Raw genomic sequence first — 20,728 nt, 5'->3', positions numbered from 1 at the left:
GTAGCTTATTTGTGCAAACCCGAATTTAAAGCAAATACACAGTTTTGCTAACTCTGATATAGCTACCCAGTTTAAGGCCTACCGTTTGTGCAGACAATAGATCTATAACGCGAGACAACACAACACAACAAACGCATAACAGACCTAACAATCAATCAGATTAAACGCGCACAAAAAAGTAACAAAGATAAAGTGATTATTGAACAATATTTCATCCCCATCATAACGGAAGGGGAAAGACCTGAACAACCTTTGCATGTAATTCTGTCAAAAGCGGTCAAGCAAAGGTTGCGGGTAGCCGTATCACTTCAAGTAGCCACATTGCTTCAGATAACCGTTTTGCCTCACCTCATGTGAACGCCACCCTGATCGTGCCGCGTCCTAAGCCGGAATGAACCTGCTTCCCCAAATTATATATGTCATTTAAACCATATAACCTATCTTTATTAACGTACTCCCAATAAAACAAGAAGTCAAAGTCAACGGTTGACAATTCGTTTTAACTGTATTAATAATAGTAGTACAGTTAATACACCTAAGAGTTGAATACGTACAGCTGTACAGCTTAGGTAATGCCTTTTTACAGCCAGATAACTACACATACACCTCAGATACAGTCATTTAAACCCATAGGTTATTCACACATTTACAGAAAGGAGGTGCGGGATGTTCGAATTAGATGTACGCAGCCGTAAGGCGATCTACGAGCAACTAGTGGACAAAGTCAAAGAAATGATCGTATACGGTATTCTAAAGCCCGACGAGCAGCTTCCTTCCGTTCGTGCGTTATCTACGCAGCTGACCGTGAATCCAAATACGATTCAGAAAGCGTATCGTGAGCTTGAACGTGAAGGTTACATTTATTCTTTGCAGGGAAAAGGGAGCTTCGTATCATCGTCAGTGGAACATCCGAATGAAGCCATGAGAGATGAGATCAGAGAGTCTCTGGTGAAGTTGATTGCAGAAGCTTCGTATTCCGGTTTGACCAAAGCGGATATGACGCTTTTGTTTGAGGAAGCGATGGCCCGTATAGAGAAGGAGGAGCCTCATGATTGAGCTGAATCAAGTCGTCAAAGCATTTGAACAGGAAAAGGCAGTGGATGGCGTAACGATGCACATACATAAGGGGTCGATCTATGGTTTGCTCGGTTCCAACGGGGCAGGCAAGACATCGCTGCTCAAAATGATGGCTGGCATTTACCGTCAGGACAGCGGGACTGTTCGTATCGAAGATAATGAGATTTATGAAAATATGGATCTCAAAGGCCGCACAATTTTTATGGCAGATTCACCCTACTTTTTCCCGCAATCTTCAATAACTCAGATGGCTGCATTTTATCGTTCGGTATATCCGCGCTGGAATGAGGAACGGTTCAAGCAACTGGCTACCGTGTTCAAACTGGATGTAAAACGCAAGCTGCATCGCATGTCCAAAGGCATGCGCCGTCAGGCAGCCGTATGGCTGGGACTTAGCTGTATGCCTGAAGTGCTACTGATGGATGAGCCTATTGACGGCCTTGACCCAGTCATGCGCCAGCAGATCAAAAACTTGCTGTTCCAGGAAGCGGCTGAGCGTCAAGTAACCATTGTCATCTCATCGCACAACTTGCGTGAGATTGAAGATCTGTGTGACCATGTGGCGATTATGCACAAAGGCCGAATTATTGTAGAGAAAGATCTCGATGATCTGAAGGCGGATACGCATAAAATCCAGGTCGCTTTCCGCCACCCGGACCATGCCAAAGCCATGGATGAGCAGATTGATATTTTGCATGAAGAGAAACGGGGAAGTGTATCCCTGTACATTGTCAAAGGTAACCGACAACAGGTAACGGATCAATTCCGTGTACATGATCCGTATCTGCTGGATGTACTGCCTTTGACGCTCGAAGAAATCTTTATTTACGAAATGGAGGACGCAGGGTATGATATTCAACCGATTGTTCTGTAACCGGGGCATCCTGATCCAAAATTTCAGACAACATGGATGGATAGGGATTTTATATCTCATCACATTGTTGTTCTCACTTCCGCTATATATTGGAACACAATATATAGAAGTACCTCTGGAAATCACCAGTCTGTTTCAGGCTAATGAAATTCATCTGGTATTTGCGCTGACCTTTCCTGTCGCCATAGCGCTGCTTCTCTTCCGCTATATTCAAACTGGTGCGCCTGCGGATTTATACCACAGTCTGCCCTTACAGCGTAAACATCTGTTAACGATGAATCTGTTGACCGGATATGTCATGATTCTGCTTCCGATCTGGATAACCACCGGGATTACCGGGTGGGTATGGGCGGTGCTCGATCAACCATCCTATATTTTCAGTGGTCATGATATCTGGATGTGGGGCGTGACGATGAGCATCTTCTCATTGTTTATGTTTACCCTGACGGTTGCCGTGGGAATGTGTATAGGCCAATCTATTCTGCAAGGACTTACAGTTTTTGGTCTAATATTAATTCCGGTGATCTTTTGGGGAGTTTATGAGCTTCATTTACAACGTTATTTGCTTGGCTTTACGTACAATAATTCGAGTAACTTTAACATGGAAAAAACATCCCTGCTCTTCCGAATGAGCTCTATGGGTTATTATCCTCCAGAATGGGGGGAATTGGGAATTTATGCGGCTATAACTTGTATACTCTTCGTGTTGTGTTATGTGCTGTATGCGAGAAGACATGTAGAGTCGGCGACACAAGCAATTACGTTCAGGATCGTCAAACCCATCTTCCGTTTTGGATTCATGTTCACATTGGTATTATTAGGAGGTGCCTACTTTACCAGAATTGCTCCTGAAGGATCAGGTGTATGGGGTATCTTTGGTTATCTGCTAGGTGGTGTGGTTGGTTATATTGGTGCTGAGATGATTATACGTAAAACATGGCTCATCTGGAGCAGCAGGTTACTCCCCCGGTTTGCAGTATATGGTATCGTGGCAGGATTAATTTTGTATATCCCTGTAGCCGATTGGAACGGTTACGCTAATAATGTGCCCTCAAAGGAAAATGTACAAATGGTACGACTGGGGGGAGACCATTACATCTATGTGAATGATAAAAGTGTAAAACTGGATGGTAGCCCATTTTATTCAGATACTCCGGGTTATGTGGATGCTGTGCTTGCACTGCATCAGAAAATTGTGCACTCCGATCTGCCCTTGCTCGAAAGAGTACGTAATCAGAACAGCGGTCAGAACAGAAGCAACGATGAATATGTATTGATCGACTACCAACTCAATAATGGGAAAACGATGACACGTAGGTATCAGATTCCCGAAGAAGAATTCAGGCAGGAATTAGCAGAGGTGAAACAGTGGGAAGATTATAAATCAACGACTTATGACACCTATGCACTGGATGAAGATGTTCGCAGTATTGGTATTCGATCCAGTCTCAACTCGGAGCGTAAAGTATTCATTAGCGATCCTAAGCTGATTCGTGAATTCAAGGAACTTTTGAAGTCTGAAATACTCAATCAGACATATGAGGACCAGCTATCCTCATGGGAATCGTTCGCTTCGATAGAAGTCTATCAGGATTATCTTGATGAAGCATCTTCCAAAGAAAAGCTGGATCGACCGAGCCACAGTGTGAGTTATCAGTTCAAGGCAAGCTATGGCCGCTTGATGGAATGGCTCAAACAGAACAATCTCTATGATCAACTTACGGTATCGGCTGAGGATATGGCTTCTGCCCAATTTGTTAAACAGGAGATTGATAATCCAGGTAAATACAGAATGGTGTATCCTGAGCCTAATTTTGTGGATGTAAATATCGATGGTAACAGACAGGTCGCTACCAAAAACAAAAAAATAATCAGCGATCTGCTACTGCGACAAAGAACCGGTTTTTACACCGATCAGGATACGGTCTACCAAATTAAGCTTAACTCGGTAAGGGGGTCGAACATCTATATGATGTTGAAAGAAGAGGATCTGACCGAGGAAATGAAAGCTATTTTGGTCAATCAATAAGCTGAGTTGTATCAGTTGTTAACTATAAGCGGGAAGGGTTCTCCCGTTGATCGAAAGTTTTATTCAACCAATGAAACCAGATTTACTTGACCAGGCACAGTGAATGGAATATATTAGAAAAAGGAAAGGTTCGAGCGACTCGTTCAATCGAATCTCATATGGAACGGCTTATGAGGGAAGCACCCGTAAGAGCAGGCAAATGCCTGACTTGCGGGTGCTTTTTTGTCGTTCGCTGATTTCGTGGGCTATTCTGCTAAATATTTTAGAAGAAAGGGTGTAGAGACGCATGCAAACAGAAGCATGGAAGGAAACGATAAATGAACAGGAGGCCATGGTATGTTGTTCCCTATTGGAACGATCAAGCTCTCATAACTTCATAGAACATCACGGTTTAGTAGAAGAGAAGAAGGTGCGACAGCATATCGAAGATATATCTACAGAAGAAATAGCTTTAATGGAGACGAGTGACATACTATTCCCTTCTCCAGTAGCAGGTAGCCATAGTCACATGAAGGAACAAAGTAACGTCCGGCGTCGTCAATTGCCATTGTTGACTCATCTTATTTTCGGATCACGCCTGCTTATAGGGCTTGTGATTCTGTTCAGCGCAGGCACGATGTATTTTGCTTCTTCAGTAGAGGCTGCTGGCATAGATCTTGGCGTAACAGCGCAAAAAGCATGGGATTCCGTTTTGAACAAAGCCGACGCACAAACCAAGTTAACGTTGAAGCAAGCGTACGATAAAGTGGGAAACTGGAAGACACAAGAGCAGGCTTGGGAACAAAAAATAAAGACACTTCATGCCGCCAATACCGCGCAATTGGAGCGATTACGTGTAGAAATAAGACAAATCGATGATGCGAAGGTCGCAGCTCTAGCTGAAAAGGTAAAGCAAACCCAAGCCCGATATGAACCACTATTCGCTCTCTATAGTTCAGTCAATAGACAGTTGGATGCAGCCAAAGCCATCAAAAATAAGGAATGGAGTGCAGCGATCCGCACACAGGCAGATACGTTGAGACCCGTTGTGAAGCTTGCCAGAGAAGACATCCGGATCAAGAAAAAGGAACTTGCTGAAGCACGTAAACGGAAGAGCGCTGAAATAAAACGTTTACGAGCTATGCTAGCAGGGGCCGACTCCGCGAAGAAACAGATTCAAACGGCTAAAAAACAGGCGAGTCTGGCAAAAGAACGATATTCCAAAGCTCTACAACAGTTCAAACAGAGTACAAAACAAAGCCAAACGTCACGTGTACTCAGCTCATTGAACACCTTGGCGTCTGTAGCAGAGAAGTGGGCAGGAACAAAACAAAGTATTCATACACTGGAGCAAAACGTATCCACTACGTATGTGAAAGTCAGACAGGAAATCGCCAAGAGACCCAAATAAGAGGAAACCCGGTCCTCTCTGCAACGTACACAACTTTAGATGTAAAGACGCTTCGATGATGATGGAACGAGGTGGAGCTATTGCAGTCCAAGTTGGAAACGAAACGTACGGGGGCAAAAGGTTTTAAACGTAAACGTTACTGGATTCCCAGCGTTGTACTAATTTTGATCATAGGTTTTATTGGGATTGGTACACAATGGACACCCAAAATAACGGTATTTTTATTAAAATCATTAATTGAAACTGCTAATACAGACACAAATAGCAAGGACACTATGCTCTCGGGTGGGATAACTCGTGTTGTGGATGTACCCTATGCAGACGAAGGGCGTAATGACAGTACACTGGATATCTATTATCCTTCCGTAACATCGGAACCTTTGCCTGTTGTGTTGTGGGTTCATGGTGGTGGATGGGTCTTGGGTGACAAAAAGGATATCGCAGATTATGCCGTACAATTAGCCAAACAGGGTTACGTTGTGGTCAGTATGAATTATGCGCTCGCACCGGATACGAAATATCCCATTCCCGTGATCCAGACGAATCAGGCTTTGACTTACGTGAAGAACCATGTCAGTGAGTATCACGGTGACCCGGAAAACATATTTCTCGCAGGCAATTCGGCAGGTGCCCAGATTGCAAGTCAGACTGCGGCAGTGGTGACCAATCCATCTCTCGCCAAGCTGATGAACATAACACCAGCCGCCCAGCCGGAAGAGTTGCGTGGGGTTCTGCTATTCTGTGGTCCATACAATCTAAGCACGGTAGCCAATACAGGCTTTCCACTCATACGGACATTTCTCTGGTCATATACGGGAGTCAAAACATTCGAAGACTATCCACGACTGCATGAAATGTCGACCGTGCTTCAGGCCACAGCAGCGTACCCGCCTGCATTTATTACCTCAGGCAATGATGACCCGTTGACCAGTCAATCGATTGAGCTGGCACAAGTATTGAAGCGCCTTGATGTTGAGGTGGAAACCTTGTTTTTCTCAAACTCATCAGAGAAGCTGGGACATGATTATCAATTTGATCTGGAGAGTGACGCTGGACAACAGGCGATACATTCGGCAGTACGATTCATGCAACAGTATAGTCGATGAGCAGACAAGTCTGTGGTACACTCGAAGCAAATGAGGGCGCAGGAGGAGAAGTATGGCAGATAAAGAAGATTTGACCCGGTTCGGGGTGGCGTTTCCTACACCTCTAATTGAGCAGTTTGACCAGTATATTGAGGAACAGGGATACAAAAACCGATCTGAGGCTTTCCGTGATCTTGTTCGCAAAACATTACTGCAACCTTCTGCATTACAATCCGATCAGGATGTGGCCGGCACCATTGTTATGGTCTACGATCACCATATCAGTGATCTTCCCATTCGTTTGATGGAGCTCCAGCATGAGGCGCATCATGACATCATTTCCAATATGCACGTGCACCTGAACCATGACCAATGCCTGGAGGTAATTGCCGTACGGGGTAACCTGGGACGATTGCGTCATTTGCATCAACAGATCCAGGTACAAAAAGGGGTATTGTATGCGGAGCTGTCTGTGACTTATGTGGATGAACTTAATAAACTGGCTCATGCTCAGAGTAGCGGTCAGGATGGCAATCTGAATCAAAGTCTGGACCACAATCAAAGTGCGGGTCAGCATGGTCACAGCCATCATCATCATCGCTCTACGGAGTAAGACAAATACGAGTGAAGTTTTTAAAAAATAGCGAATGTAATTAAAACAGACCATTGGTTAGATGTGATATGCTCCCTTCATCGTAGACAGCAGAGAAAACAAACTTCTACGTCTACGATGAGGGGAGTTTTCTTATGTCTTAACTAAGTCCGGTTTCTTTAGAAATTAAATTACACATCGTACAAAGCTGTCTTGAGCTCCAATTCAATCCGAATGTAGAAGCTAAACACTTTGGGGTAAGCAAGAATTCAGTCCAGGATACAGAGTACATGGATTGGACGGGTTAAAGGTACCGAAAACCGATACTCAGGGGATCGAATGTAAACCTGCTCATAAAGGGAAAAAAACGGTCTCCTGTGATTAAGGGACGTAAAAAAAAAGCTCAAGAACGAATAGGGAGTGCACAATTTAACTTCTTCCAAAAAAATGTAAAGTGTGCATGCTAGAAAGTGAAGCGTCTTGTTTCATAGGTACTCATCCCACGCAGATAATAAACTCGTGATGGATACCTTGAAAAAGGCGTATGTCAAACATTCAGGTGTGCTGCCTATGATCCAGAGTGACAGAGGCTTTCAGCACATGTCTCGTGAGTAGAACCATCTTCAGTTGAAGTACGGATAAACGAAGAGGAAGTTTCGTGTAAGTCGCTGTCTGGATAACCAACCGATTGAACGATTTTGGGGAACGTATAAGTTAAAAATTATTATATCTAGGGCACTACTAAGATCTTCACAGCGTGATTCACAGGTATATTGTGCTACTAAGAAACTACCGTTACACAGAGCATTTGAGCTGTGTATCTCCGAACGAATACGGACGAGCTGCATAAACAAGATGCCTTAGCACGTCATCCGAACTAAGGCATCTAAATGAACTCATTTTTTGTTTTTTTACTGTTTACTTTACAGGGAACAATTTAAGATGTAGGTGGCCTTTTGTAATTAAATTTGTTTTAGGATTTATGATTGTACAAATGCTCAATGATAATATTTTGTAATTTATTGCTGTACCGTATCTCAAAATAGTTAAGACACAGTAAGACAATTATCAGAACCAGCAGAACAGACACAATTTTTTGGAATTTACTCATTACCAATTATACCCCCACATTGAATGTGTTACTTAAATCGATCAATGGCACTGTGCCATTCCGAAACATGACTGACCTGTACTCCGGTGTAAGTAGATGCAGGATTTGCTTTCCAGCTGCTACCTAATTCAAGTCTATCTGATCCTTGGAGATTCTTTAAGAAACCAGGTGTGATTATCCACTTTGCTGTATCTGCACTTGTGTTCTCTGTGACAGAAATGTTGGGATTACCATCGTAAGTAAAACTCCACTCTAAACCCCACGGATACGCAAATGAAACTGTGTAAGGTCCACTACTTGAGGTTTTAGGAGAAGCACTATATAAATCATCTTTTGCGTAAATGACATCATGAGTAACTGTTAACTTCTTGGAATTGGTAGAGCCCAAGTTTGTTTATTCGAATAATATCTTTGATTGCGAAATAATCAAATTTTGGATCTGACTCATTATTCTCTTTGTACAGAAACCATTGAGTAACCATTTCACCACTATATTGTCCATAAAGGCCGACAACAGTCCTAATATCAGTTGTATTACTTTTTATAATAGTAGCAGAAGGAGTAATTTGATTCGCTCTTTCTTCGTGATTGACGATTTGATTTAAAATAATTGATGCATCCGTAGGTATTTCGTTTCCGTTTTCATTCATGTTTTGATAGTTAAGCAACAACAATTTATAGTTTTATCCTCGAGTGTATAACCCACAATCTCTTGTTCGGTTGTTTCTCTTAGGCCGCTTTTTAGTTCACCTTCGTTTTGTTGAACATCATTTAATGACGAGCGATCTTACTTCCCCCCTCAGCTTCATTACTTACTTTAAACTCTAACGGTTGGTTTAAAAGCTCCTCATATTTCCCCGAAGTCAGCCCACCATATAAGTAAACCTTTTTCCCGCCTTGAAGTGCTTTTTGTAAGAATGATCTCATTTCAGGGTTGATTGCAAATTCCTTTACATCATATGGGAAAGAGCTGTAATCATTAAGGGCATGTAAATCAGAACTAGGTTTCTCTAGTACAATGTTTGACTGTGCCACGTTTTTGCTAATTTCTTCAGTGGTAGCAAAAAACAATCCTTCTTTTGGTTCAACAGAAACAGGAGCTCATATAAAGATGAGCTAGTCACTTAGAAAACATAAGAGATGCAGCCAATCTTAATCCAAATAATTTCACCTTACTCTTAGACATTTTTTCACCATGGTTTTTTATGAGCAGGAAAAGGATGTAGTATGTAATACATTACATACTACATCCTTTTCCAACTCTTATAATATATAACAACAAAAAATGAAGAAAGTTTTATAATAATTTAATTTTTATGTTATTTAGTTCTTCTTTGGTTCCGAAACTTTTGTGCGTCATCCGAGCTATGACATCTCAATTCAAGATGCCAACGGTCTGTTTTTTGTTATTTGTTATAATACCTAACTCCATATAAGCAATACAGATGCTCGATTATAGAGTTTATCCGGATTTTTATCTGAAATATGAAAAAATATGGATTTTGAAGTTAACTTTGTTGACATATGATTTATATTTTGTGCTACAATTTCTCTAAAAAGTAACACGAAAAAAGGGAGTGAAGCACATATTTAGAGGGGGAACGACCAGAATGGGCAGATTTTTATGGAGATGGGGAAAACGAAAAGGTAGAACAGGATTAGGCATTTTACTTGTATGTTCCATTGGTTTATCTGGTTGTGCACAGGGCACAGCGCCAACAGCTTCGTCAGCAGAGAATGGACAGTCAGGTACAGCCTTAACCAAAGACGAATTGGTGCTGGCCGTTGGCACCGAGCCGGAAGGTGGGTTTGATCCAACAACCGGATGGGGGCAATATGGGTCACCACTTTTCCAGAGTACCTTGCTGAAGCGGGATGCCAAGTTACAACTGGTTAACGATCTGGCTACGGCATACTCAGTTAGTGAAGATGGGCTGACCTGGACGGTTACACTCCGGAACGATGTGAAATTCTCTGATGGGGAACCCCTGACGGCTGAGGATGTAAAATTTACGTTTGAAACAGCTGCCAAGAGTGGGTCTGTGATTGATTTGACGAATATGGCTGATGTGCAGGCACCTGATAATAGCACGGTTGTATTTACACTGAAGTCGCCGCAGTCTACATTCATCAGTCTGCTGACGACACTTGGCATTGTGCCTGAACACGCCTATGGTGCCGATTATGCAGAACATCCGGTCGGATCAGGACCGTACAAGCTGGTTCAGTGGGACAAAGGACAACAGGCTATCGTTGAGGCCAATGAAGAATATTACGGTAACAAGTCTGCATTCCACAAACTCACCTTCCTCTATCTGGATGAAGATGCGGCCTATGCCGCTGCACAGGCAGGTACGGTGGATATCGCTGCTATCCCGGCAGCGTTTAGCAAGCAACAGGTGAATGGCATGACATTGGAGGCCGTGAAAACCGTAGATAACCGGGGCATCATGTTCCCCATGCAACCTGCTGGTGCCAAGTCGGGCGATGGTCTTCCCGCAGGGAATGATGTGACATCCGATCTGGCCATTCGCCAAGCGGTGAATGTCGTGATTGATCGTGAGGCTTTGGTTGAGGGTGTACTGGAAGGGTACGGTCGTCCAGCGTATTCCGTCAGTGATGATCTGCCTTGGAGCAATGCAGAAGCTGTATTTACAGATGCCAGTCTCGAAGAAGCGAAGCGCATTCTGGCGTCTGGTGGCTGGGTGGATGCGGATGGTGATGGTATCGTCGAGAAAAACGGCGTTAAGGCCGAATTCAATCTGCTTTATTTTGCAGGTGATTTAACAAGACAATCTCTGGCACTGGCTGCTGCGGATATGGTAGCTCAGGCGGGAATCAAAATCAATGTTGAAGGCAAAAGCCGTGAAGAGACAAAAAAGATGGCTTACTCCAACGCTGTATTGTTTGGGTGGGGCAGTCATGATCCTTTGGAAACCTATAACCTCTATAGCAGTACTCATAAGGGAGAAGGGTATTACAATGTGGGGCTGTACAGTAATCCTGTCGTGGATTCTTGGATGGACAAAGCCCTTCAGGCCACCAGTGAAGAAGAGGCATTGCCATTCTGGCAGAAAGCGGAATGGGATGGAACAACAGGTTTCAGTTATCAGGGTGATGCGCCATGGGCATGGCTCGTAAATATAGATCATCTGTATCTGGTTACGAATGGACTGAACATTGGTGAGCAGCAGATCCATCCTCATGGTCACGGCTGGCCGGTGACAACCAATCTGGAGGAATGGTCCTGGGATAACAGTACAAAGTAGGAAACGTACCGGTAGCTTTAGCCTGAATTGGGGAGAGATTGGATGACGGGCAGGAATGGATGGGCCAGATTTGTTGGTTTTAAAGTGTTGCGACTTGTATCTTTATTGGTTGGAGTCAGTGTGTTGTCTTTTATATTAATGCAATTCTCTCCTGTGGACCCGATCGAAGCCTACATTGGTGGAGACATGATTAGAGTAAGCGCCGAACAGCGCAGTTTAATCGAAGAACGTTGGGGATTGAATGAATCTCCCGTGGAACGATTACTAACCTGGGGACAAGCGCTGATTCAGGGAGATCTGGGGACATCAATGATCTACAGACAGCCTGTAGCGGATATTATCCAGGAACGGTTCATGAATTCTGTTGCGCTTATGGCTGTGGCTTGGATATTATCCGGCATCATTGGTTTCACTCTTGGTGTAGTTGCCGCCATGAGACGGGATTCGAAGCTGGATCGCCTGATCTGTTGGTATTGTTATACGCTGGCCTCCACGCCGGTATTCTGGATTGCGCTGTTGCTGCTGATGGTATTTGGGGTGTGGCTCGGATGGCTTCCAGTTGGTCTTGGGGTACCCGCAGGGCTGTCGGCTGATCAGGTCACATGGGGAGATCGGGCTATTCATATGATTCTGCCAGCGTTGACTCTCAGCCTGACCGGGGTAGCCTCTATTGCTTTGCATACCCGGCAGAAGCTCACAGATGTGCTCGAGTCAGATTATATTCTGTTTGCGAGAGCGCGAGGTGAGCGTGGATTTCAGCTGTTCCGTCGACATGGGTTCAGACATGTTGTTTTGCCAGCCATCACGCTGCAGTTTGCTTCGTTCAGTGAACTGTTTGGTGGGGCTGTGCTTGCAGAACAGGTTTTTTCATACCCCGGCCTTGGTCAGGCGACGGTTCAGGCGGGGTTGCGTGGAGATGTTCCACTGCTGCTTGGACTTGTGATGTGCAGTGCGATTTTTGTTTTCACAGGTAATATGGTTGCCGACATTCTGTATCGCTTGATTGATCCACGGATGAAGGAGGAGCTGATGTCATGAAGCAGACGGTAGAACGCTCCTCCGAGCAGACGACAGAAACAGCCAAAATACAGAAAGTGAAAACTGCGAATCAAGAGGTACGGTACAACATTAATACCGGGTCTCTACAAGCTGGGAATGGAACAGGAACCTCACGCCCATCGAGAAAAGATCATACGGCTGCCAGAGACCAAAATTTCCGCAACCCTCGCCAAAGAGCGGTGATCTGGGGAAGCCTCGCGGTGATCTGGATTGCCGTTGTATGGTTGACGGGCAGACTGCTTCCGGCTGGTTCTACGCTGACTTCACTAATGGATCGGAATTTGGCTCCAACCTGGGCACATCCATTTGGCACAGATTGGCTCGGAAGAGATATGTTCATGCGTACGTTAAAAGGATTGGCAACCAGCATTCAAGTGGGATTGCTCGCTGCATGTGGTGGCGGATTGATCGCACTGCTATTGGGTTTGGCTGCCGCTTCAAGCAAGGCTGCTGACCGGGTAATCTCATGGATTATCGACCTGTTCCTGAGTGTACCTCATCTGGTATCGCTAGTTATGCTGGCCTTTGTATTCGGTGGAGGTTTGGCAGGAGTGGCGGCAGCGATTGCGCTGACGCATTGGCCGAATCTGGCCCGGATTGTAAGAGCGGAGATGATTCAACTGAAATCCGCAGAATACATTCAGGTTTCACACAAGTTGGGCCAATCGAGGTTACAGATTGCGATGCAACATATGCTGCCACATCTGGTCCCGCAGCTGTTCGTGGGCATATTGCTAATCTTTCCCCATGCGATTCTGCATGAGGCAGCCATTACGTTTCTGGGGCTGGGGTTGTCCCCACAACAACCGGCAATCGGAATTATTTTGTCAGAGTCGATGAGATATTTATCTGCTGGCATGTGGTGGCTCGCCTTTTTCCCGGGACTGGCATTGTTGCTGGTTGTTCGTGCTTTTGATGTATTGGGCAACAGTCTGAAGACATTGACGGGTACAGGTAGTTCAAGGGAGGTGAGGTAAATATGGCTCTGCTTGATATTGAGGGAGTGTCGGTGTCATTTCGGCGCGCTCGTGGTTGGTTTGGACGCGAACAGACTTATGTCATTCAGAATCTGAATCTTTCCATAAACGAGGGCGAGATCGTGGCTGTTGTAGGCGCAAGTGGATCGGGTAAAAGTGTGCTGGCGCAGGCCATCATGGGCATTCTGCCTGCCAATGCCAGGTTAGAGGGACGTATTAGCTATAATAGCGAGCCTTTAACCCCAGAGCGGCAGCTTCATCTGCGTGGAGACGAACTGGTGTTGATTCCACAATCCGTCAGTTATTTGGACCCGCTGATGAAGGTGGGAAGACAAGTTCAGCCGGTAACCCTGGATTTGGGACGGAAGAGCCGCTTCATAGCTCGATCCCATATGAAAAAGACGGAGCAGGAGCTGACGGATCGTTATCATCTTCCTCAAGGAACAGCCGGGAAATACCCGTTTGAGTTGTCTGGAGGTATGGCAAGGCGGGTGTTGATGGCGACAGCGACCTCAGGTCAGCCCAAGCTGATCATTGCAGATGAGCCGACACCAGGCATTCATCCCGAAGTGCTGGCCGAGACGATGAAGCAATTTCGCGAGCTTGCAAATCAAGGCGTAGGTATCCTGTGGATCACCCATGATGTCACGACAGCCCTGATGGCAGCCGATCGTATCGCTGTATTTTATGCGGGGACCAATGTAGAGGCGGCGCAGGTGGATGATTTTAAAGGGAATGGAGAACGTCTGCGTCATCCATATACAAAAGCGCTCTGGAATGCGTTGCCGCAGAACGGATTTCAGCCACTCCCAGGCTCCCAGCCGTTGGCAGGTCAAGAGATCACGACAGGATGTTCATTTGCTCCCCGATGTAGCGTAGCAACCGTTGCATGTACCCGCGAACGTCCAGAACTTCGTAAGGTACGGGGCGGAGAAGTGAGGTGTTTCCATGTCACTTGAAGCACGGGACGTGAGTTACCGTTATGATCCGAAATCGTGGGTGTTCCAGCAGATGAATATGCAGGTGAAACAAGGCGAAGTCGTTGGCTTGTGGGGACCAAGTGGCTGTGGAAAAACAAGCCTTGGACGCATCCTTGCAGGATATGCCGAACCTGTGGCAGGACAAGTGCTTCTGGATGGGAACCCACTCCCACGTACAGGAGTATGTCCGGTTCAGCTGGTATTCCAGCACCCGGAGAAGGCTGTGAATCCACGCTGGCGGATGCGTCGTGTACTTCAGGAGGCGTCTGTGCAGGATGAACAGTTGCTCGAAGCTTTGGGTATTCAGCAGACCTGGTTGGACCGTAGGCCGACTGAATTATCAGGTGGAGAACTGCAACGTTTCTGTGTGGCGCGGGCGCTTGGCACAGCGACACGTTATGTGATCGCAGATGAGATGACAACGATGCTGGATGCAATCACTCAGGCACAGATATGGCATACCGTGATGGAAGTGGCTCGCCAGCGTGATCTGGGGCTATTGATCATAAGCCATGATCGGGATTTGTTGAACAGGTTGTGCGACAGAATTACACCGATGCCGATATCGATGTGACTGTAATTTTAATTATGTTTTGAATAAATAAAATGATCGAATACAAAAGGGGTGCCCCTTGTGAAGTCATTGACCATGAATATGAGTCATGGACTTGACTACGGGGCACCCCTTTTTCTATTTTGACAAATATTCACCATTTAACAAACAGTACACGTTTTGTTCGCAACGTACATAGATGTAACTGACAGCTTATTTGCCCGACACATTGCTTAACAACACAGATAACCTGCGCATCGCCTCTTCAACCGTGGAACGTGGACAGGCTACATTAATGCGCATGAACCCTGAGCCCTCTGTTCCAAAGAAGCTCCCGTCATTGAAAGCAAGCCCTGCTTCATGAAGAAGCATATTGCATAGTTGTGCATGTGGGATATTCAGCTCCCGGAAATCCATCCATAACAGATAGGTCGCTTCGGGCAGATGCATCTTAATCTGAGGCATATGTTCCGCAACATATTGCTGTACATACTCCATATTTCCACGGATATAGGCAAGACACTCATCCAGCCATTCCTCGGCATCATTGTAAGCAGCTTCGGTTGCAACAGCCCCCAATGTGCTGATATTGGCAAGTCCCATCGTTTTTACACCCTGCGCGAACGATTCCCGCAACTTGGCATTGGGGATGATGATATTGGATGTGCAGAGGCCAGGAATGTTGAACGTTTTGCTTGGAGCCGTACAGATGATGCTTAGATCAGAGACGGCGTCCGAGATCAGGGTCAGTGGTGTATGAGTTCCGCGCTGATGAACAAGATCGGCATGGATTTCATCTGAAACCATCAGTACGTTGTATTGCAGACACAATGACGTAAGCCCTTCAAGCTCTTCACGAGTCCATACCCGTCCAACCGGGTTATGAGGACTGCACAGAATCAGCATTTTGACCCGACCGGTCTGTAAGCTGGATTCCAGTTGTTCCAGATCCAGCGTGTAATGACCGTTATTCTCTACCAAAGGATTGGTGATCAGTTCACGGCCCTGACCACGTACTACTTCATAGAAGGGAGCATACACCGGGGTTTGGATGACTACAGCATCTCCAGGATCGGTGAATCGTTGTACAGCAATGCTGAGTGCGGGCACAATACCTGGAGTGAATACGATCCAGTCATCGTTAATTTTCCAGTTGTGACGCCGTTCCATCCAGCCTGCAACAGCTGCATGATACGCCTCAGTCCGTACTGTATAACCAAAAATCCCGTGCTCCATCCGTGTTTTCAGGGCCTGAATGACGGATGGTGGAGCAGCAAAATCCATATCGGCCACCCACATCGGAAGCGCATCAGCGGCTCCGAAGATATCCTCAAGCGCATCCCATTTTTCTGATCCGGTAGAGATCCGGTTAATAGACTGGTCAAATGTGCTGTTATTGTTGTTCATCGTATTTAATCCCCCTTGAGTTCCGTTCCTTCGACCACAAATCGACAAATAATTATCTAATACATTGGTTAATTTCGCAACTATTGTGCGTGTATGATTAGCTTCATATGTATGGTCCGGAATTCAGGACTTTATTCATATAAGAACAACTTAACGAGCGAGAGTACAGCGGGAATACGACAAAGACTATTTTTGTACGCCCTTGGTCCTGTTTTGTTCATATATTATTTACAACCTCTTGTCAGATGCTATTATATTGCTAACATTTGGTGGAACAACGGGCTGTTATCCGAATAAGCTCGTACCCATACATGATGAGCATAACTACATGAGTCTTTCGCGTACATCGAGCGATCGCTTGAATCGTATTATGCATAAGGCTGACATTTGAACTCAGGAGGCGTTTAGGGATGAAAAGCAAAAAGTGGTTGATTGCTGCGGGTGTGTTTGGCATGGTGTTAACCGGATCGGCAGGTGTATATGCAGGTACACAACTGGAGACAATCAAAGCTTATCTGAACCATGGGCTCGCCATCGAAGTGAACGGACAGAAATTTACACCGACAGGTGACCAGGGCAAAAAGCTTGCGCCAATTACATATCAAGGCAGTACATATCTCCCCGTTCGTTCGATTGCCGATGCGTTAAAGACCGAAGTGAAGTATGATTCCCAAAACAATAAAGTAAGCATCGGTTCTTCAAGCTCTTCTGGTGGGTCAACATCCACAGGCAACAGCGGATCGACATCGCCCTCAACAGGTACAAACACACAGGCGGCAGGAGTAAAGTCCAAGTATCTTCCGGCTGATTTCCCATTACCGAAGGATGCGAAGGCAACAAGTCTCATTGAGAACATAATGGATGGTGACAAAAAAGTAGTGCTCACGTACACAACCAAAGAAACGTTGCTAACCGTTGGAACATCCTACAAAGACTACTACCAGACCAAAAACTTGAGCCAGAACACTCAGGATATCCAGGCAGATGGCTTCAGCATTGTGGGTCGTGAAGATGGCAAATATGCCGTAACCATCACAGGTTCGGTGTCTGCAACCAATAAGGATCTGAATGAAATCACCGTAGTGTGGGGCGAAGAGTAATCTTTCCTTCTATAAGAGGTGAACAGCAAAAGCCGCCCGTTGAAATCATAACAGATTTCATTGGACGGCTTTTAGGGTTGAATCCATATCTGGTTCTATACTCTGAATTAATAGTCTAGATATTAGTCCGCTACAGGTACTCGTTAAACCATCCGGCAATATGCTCCAAACGGCGTACCCTCAAGTGAGGGTGACCTCCACGGGACAACTCGTGGTTTGCCCCTGGGAAACGAACGAGCCTTGTGGTCTGCTTGCGTCTTTTCAGCGCAATGAACAATTGCTCGGCCTGTTCAATTGGACACCGCAGATCCTGTTCGCCATGTAAAATGAGCAGCGGAGTACTCACGTTGCCGACATAAGCGAGCGGAGAATGTTTCCACAGTTTTTCCGTGTCATCCCACGCGTTACCGCCAATCTGGTCTTCCGTGAAAAAATATCCAATGTCACTTACGCCATAGAAGGATAGCCAGTTGGAGATGGAACGTTGGGTAACAGCGGCCTTGAAGCGATCCGTGTGTCCAACAATCCAATTGGTCATGAAGCCACCATAACTACCTCCGGTTACGCCCAGTCTGGATTCATCGATAAACTCATATTGAGACAGGGCATAGTCCACGCTCTCCATGAGATCGCGATAATCTCCACCGCCGTAATCTCCGCGACATGCGTCTACAAACTGCTGCCCGTATCCGAGGCCACCGCGTGGATTGATATACACAACAGCGTAGCCTTGTGCGGCGAGAATCTGGAACTCGTGCATAAATGTAAAACCATACATCATGTGTGGGCCGCCATGAATCTCCAGAATGGTCGGAATTTTGACCCCGTCGACCATGCCATGAGGTTTCATGATCCATCCTTGCAGCCGTAGGCCATCTGAGGAATTGAACCAGAAGGTCTCAGGTGTACTTAGATGGATCTCATCCTCAAGCTGTGGATTGCTGCGGGTGAGCTGAATCGGTTCTACCCCGGGATTTTCCGGTTGTTCATATATATAGAGATCACCAGGATTTAGTGTATCGGCTACAGCGGCAACGATCTGCCCGTTTTCCAACTCGGCAAATTGATAAATCTCCCGTTCGTCAGGCCATATATAGTCAGCACTGCTGCCGTCTCGAGCGAATTTGGCGATGCGTACACTGCCATGGATGGTCGCCAGACAGAAGATTGAAGAACCATCCCTGCTGAATACAGGCCCCGTGGTTGTCAGATGTGATCGCATGTCGCCAACAATGCTGTGATTCAACTGTACGTCCCAATCTGTGCTCAGACATACGAGTTCACCACCTGATATTGGAAGGGTGTACAACTTCACAAGTGTGGCATTTCCATAAGAACGGTCACTGGCGAGCAGTGCAATGGATTGTCCATCCGGTGCAAAGGCCAGTCGGCTGAACGTATATCCTTCCGGGGTCAACTGCTGCACATCCGATCCGTCTGCTTTGGCAAGGTACACATGATTAGTCAGGGTGTAATCGTTATGGTCCTCGCCTTCTTCGGGCATCTGCGCAATCCAAGCGATGGATGATCCGTCCGGGGACCAGACGTAGTCTCCAACGTCATAATGACCTGTAGTTACAGGAATTGCTTCCGCATCGATCGGTGCGAGAGCGAAGAGGTGGGAACGTCGACCGTTCCATAATCCACTGGCATCTGACTTCATGCGAATCCGGTCTACGACATGTTCTTGCAGCAGTTTGGGTTTATCGTTTATAGGATCTGTATGTTCTGATTCTTCATCTCCGCTCATATCCACGGATGATTTCACAAGCAAAGTATGACCATCCGGTGACCAGAGCAGGGAACTGACGCCATGTTTCAGGTGACTGATTTGCTGTGCTTCTCCGCCATCTGATGCGATAATCCACACTTGGGATTTCCCATCAACCTCTCTTAAAAAGGCAAGCTGAGACCCATCGGGCGACCAGGCAGGGGAATGATCCTTCTCACCAGAGGTAAAGGGCCTGTCCTTCTGACTCCCCAGATGCAGCAGTCTCAGGTGAGAACAATAACCGTCACGTGCTTCATTCGTTTTCCGGCTTACATATACCAGTTGTCCGCTTTGAGGGGACGGAGTTGGATCATTAACCCATGTAATCTGATAAAGATCTTCCGATGTTATGCCGCGCTGACTCATCATTGTTTGTCCTCCCACCATGAATTAGAATTGGTTAATTTCCCAACCTTTCCATTTATATTAACGGAAAGCAAGGGACAGGACAATAAGGGTGATAACGGAGAGGACAGAAATTACCTGAAGAAGCGGAGCGTTCGCCTAAAAGCTTTCTGAAAGAAAGCTGCATCGGAAGCATAGGCTATCCCCGGATTTTCACTTTGAAAAAGTGGAATCGAAAAATCTGGGGATAACAGCGATCGGAAGGTTGTTCTGTCATCGGAGTGGCCGGTGCAAACATTCTTTAGTTCAATTCATATAGGTGTGTTAAAAGGATTTGCTCGAAGGATGACGAATCCTAATGTTGAATAAGCGCAGAAATGACGAAAAACGGTCTAATTTTAATGTTTAACATTGGTGAATTTGGTTTAATGTACAATGCAATTCCTGTTCTACATTTCAGGTATTTGGTTCTTAGCCATTCGTTTATATAGAACTCGTATGATTCAGTCGCAATGGAGGAGGAACGTCACGTTGAGCACATCCTATGAGCAACATGTGGAATATCCAAACCGGAAACGAATGGCGTGGCTCACGGCAGGGGCAGCACTTTTTGTGGCAGCCGGATTTTTTTTGATTTTTGATCGTTCTTCAGTTACGAATGATTCCATCCTTTCGGATGTGATTGGACTTCTATCCATTTTGTTTTTTGGGCTATGTTTCTGTTACAGTCTGGTAAAGATGATCAAGAAGGAACCTTCTTTTGTAATCGATGAGGATGGGTTTGTGGATGCATCTTCTTATACCGCAGGAGGAGCAGTGGCCTGGAAAGACGTTGAGAATATTTTTATGTATGAATTGATGGGACAGAAAATGATCGGGGTCAAGTTGCGGGACGAGAAAGCCTTTCTGGATCGCCAGAACGGGATGAAACGCAAATTGATGACGGTCAACAGTAATATGGTCGATGCAACCATCAGCGTTGCCCAAAGTAGCCTCACAGTGCCGCTGGATCAATTGTATATCATGATGATGAGCCACTGGAGACATGTGAGTGATAACATGATTTATGATTCGTATAATCGTCGTTAGAGAGGTCACAATGTCCATAG

At 45.7% G+C, this 20,728-nt stretch carries 17 protein-coding genes; 13 read left to right on the top strand and 4 right to left on the bottom strand.

Annotated elements, in window-relative coordinates:
- The first annotated feature begins 666 nt into the window (after nucleotides 1-666).
- The 6 genes from MHI01_RS13030 to nikR all read left to right on the top strand — a co-directional run bounded on the left by MHI01_RS13030 (nucleotide 667) and on the right by nikR (nucleotide 7,068).
- Nucleotides 667-1,056, top strand: coding sequence for a GntR family transcriptional regulator (locus MHI01_RS13030; protein ID WP_036606399.1), 390 nt, complete (start codon nucleotides 667-669; stop codon nucleotides 1,054-1,056).
- Nucleotides 1,049-1,951, top strand: coding sequence for an ABC transporter ATP-binding protein (locus tag MHI01_RS13025; protein WP_047841850.1), 903 nt, complete (start codon nucleotides 1,049-1,051; stop codon nucleotides 1,949-1,951). The genes MHI01_RS13030 and MHI01_RS13025 overlap by 8 nt, the downstream gene beginning before the upstream one ends.
- Nucleotides 1,926-3,980 carry a hypothetical protein gene (locus MHI01_RS13020; RefSeq protein ID WP_340983291.1) on the top strand — a complete coding sequence of 685 codons (2,055 nt, stop codon included), beginning with the start codon at nucleotides 1,926-1,928 and terminating at the stop codon, nucleotides 3,978-3,980. Before MHI01_RS13025 ends, MHI01_RS13020 begins: the two co-directional genes overlap by 26 nt.
- A 286-nt stretch (nucleotides 3,981-4,266) precedes the next feature.
- Nucleotides 4,267-5,370: a hypothetical protein gene (locus tag MHI01_RS13015; protein ID WP_340983289.1), complete on the top strand. Its 1,104-nt coding sequence runs from the start codon at nucleotides 4,267-4,269 to the stop codon at nucleotides 5,368-5,370.
- Between the two features lie 92 nt (nucleotides 5,371-5,462).
- Nucleotides 5,463-6,476: an alpha/beta hydrolase gene (locus tag MHI01_RS13010; protein WP_340983288.1), complete on the top strand. Its 1,014-nt coding sequence runs from the start codon at nucleotides 5,463-5,465 to the stop codon at nucleotides 6,474-6,476.
- A gap of 52 nt (nucleotides 6,477-6,528) precedes the next feature.
- Nucleotides 6,529-7,068: a nickel-responsive transcriptional regulator NikR gene (nikR, locus tag MHI01_RS13005; protein WP_076319425.1), complete on the top strand. Its 540-nt coding sequence runs from the start codon at nucleotides 6,529-6,531 to the stop codon at nucleotides 7,066-7,068.
- 1,437 nt (nucleotides 7,069-8,505) lie between these two features.
- Here the strand turns inward: nikR and MHI01_RS13000 are convergent.
- Nucleotides 8,506-8,808, bottom strand: a complete 303-nt coding sequence (locus MHI01_RS13000; protein ID WP_164783214.1) for a hypothetical protein — start codon at nucleotides 8,806-8,808, stop codon at nucleotides 8,506-8,508.
- 121 nt (nucleotides 8,809-8,929) lie between these two features.
- Entirely contained in the window at nucleotides 8,930-9,193 is a 264-nt protein-coding gene (locus MHI01_RS12995; protein ID WP_340983286.1) for a hypothetical protein, read from the bottom strand.
- Nucleotides 9,194-9,768: 575 nt separating this feature from the next.
- Between MHI01_RS12995 and MHI01_RS12990 the strand changes: the two genes are divergently transcribed.
- From MHI01_RS12990 to MHI01_RS12970, 5 genes are read left to right on the top strand one after another with little or no spacing between them, the layout of a single operon-like run.
- On the top strand, nucleotides 9,769-11,427 hold the full coding sequence (locus MHI01_RS12990) for an ABC transporter substrate-binding protein (RefSeq protein ID WP_127547203.1): 1,659 nt from the start codon (nucleotides 9,769-9,771) through the stop codon (nucleotides 11,425-11,427).
- A 42-nt stretch (nucleotides 11,428-11,469) separates the two neighbouring features.
- A complete protein-coding gene (locus MHI01_RS12985; RefSeq protein WP_340983285.1) occupies nucleotides 11,470-12,465 on the top strand; it encodes an ABC transporter permease in 996 nt (331 codons plus the stop codon).
- Nucleotides 12,462-13,463: an ABC transporter permease gene (locus MHI01_RS12980; RefSeq protein WP_340983284.1), complete on the top strand. Its 1,002-nt coding sequence runs from the start codon at nucleotides 12,462-12,464 to the stop codon at nucleotides 13,461-13,463. Before MHI01_RS12985 ends, MHI01_RS12980 begins: the two co-directional genes overlap by 4 nt.
- Nucleotides 13,464-13,465: 2 nt before the next feature.
- Nucleotides 13,466-14,422 (top strand): ABC transporter ATP-binding protein, encoded by a 957-nt coding sequence (locus MHI01_RS12975; RefSeq protein WP_340983283.1) that lies wholly within the window; start codon nucleotides 13,466-13,468, stop codon nucleotides 14,420-14,422.
- Entirely contained in the window at nucleotides 14,412-15,017 is a 606-nt protein-coding gene (locus tag MHI01_RS12970) for an ABC transporter ATP-binding protein (RefSeq protein ID WP_282319203.1), read from the top strand. The genes MHI01_RS12975 and MHI01_RS12970 overlap by 11 nt, the downstream gene beginning before the upstream one ends.
- A 192-nt stretch (nucleotides 15,018-15,209) precedes the next feature.
- Here the strand turns inward: MHI01_RS12970 and MHI01_RS12965 are convergent, their stop codons facing one another.
- Nucleotides 15,210-16,403 carry a MalY/PatB family protein gene (locus MHI01_RS12965; RefSeq protein ID WP_340983281.1) on the bottom strand — a complete coding sequence of 398 codons (1,194 nt, stop codon included), beginning with the start codon at nucleotides 16,401-16,403 and terminating at the stop codon, nucleotides 15,210-15,212.
- 410 nt (nucleotides 16,404-16,813) lie between these two features.
- On the opposite strand from MHI01_RS12965, the gene MHI01_RS12960 reads away from it, so the two are divergent.
- On the top strand, nucleotides 16,814-17,503 hold the full coding sequence (locus tag MHI01_RS12960; protein ID WP_053061461.1) for a stalk domain-containing protein: 690 nt from the start codon (nucleotides 16,814-16,816) through the stop codon (nucleotides 17,501-17,503).
- Between the two features lie 130 nt (nucleotides 17,504-17,633).
- Here MHI01_RS12960 and MHI01_RS12955 read toward each other — a convergent pair whose 3' ends face one another.
- Entirely contained in the window at nucleotides 17,634-19,643 is a 2,010-nt protein-coding gene (locus tag MHI01_RS12955; RefSeq protein ID WP_340983280.1) for a S9 family peptidase, read from the bottom strand.
- A gap of 507 nt (nucleotides 19,644-20,150) precedes the next feature.
- Between MHI01_RS12955 and MHI01_RS12950 the strand changes: the two genes are divergently transcribed.
- Entirely contained in the window at nucleotides 20,151-20,708 is a 558-nt protein-coding gene (locus tag MHI01_RS12950) for an STM3941 family protein (RefSeq protein ID WP_338707918.1), read from the top strand.
- The last annotated feature ends 20 nt before the right edge of the window (nucleotides 20,709-20,728 follow it).

The organism is Paenibacillus sp. FSL M7-0656 (genome assembly GCF_038003225.1).
GTDB classification, from domain to species: domain Bacteria; phylum Bacillota; class Bacilli; order Paenibacillales; family Paenibacillaceae; genus Paenibacillus; species Paenibacillus amylolyticus.
The sequence above is the reverse complement of the archived record's forward strand: the minus strand, read 5'-3'. Positions and strand labels throughout refer to the sequence as shown.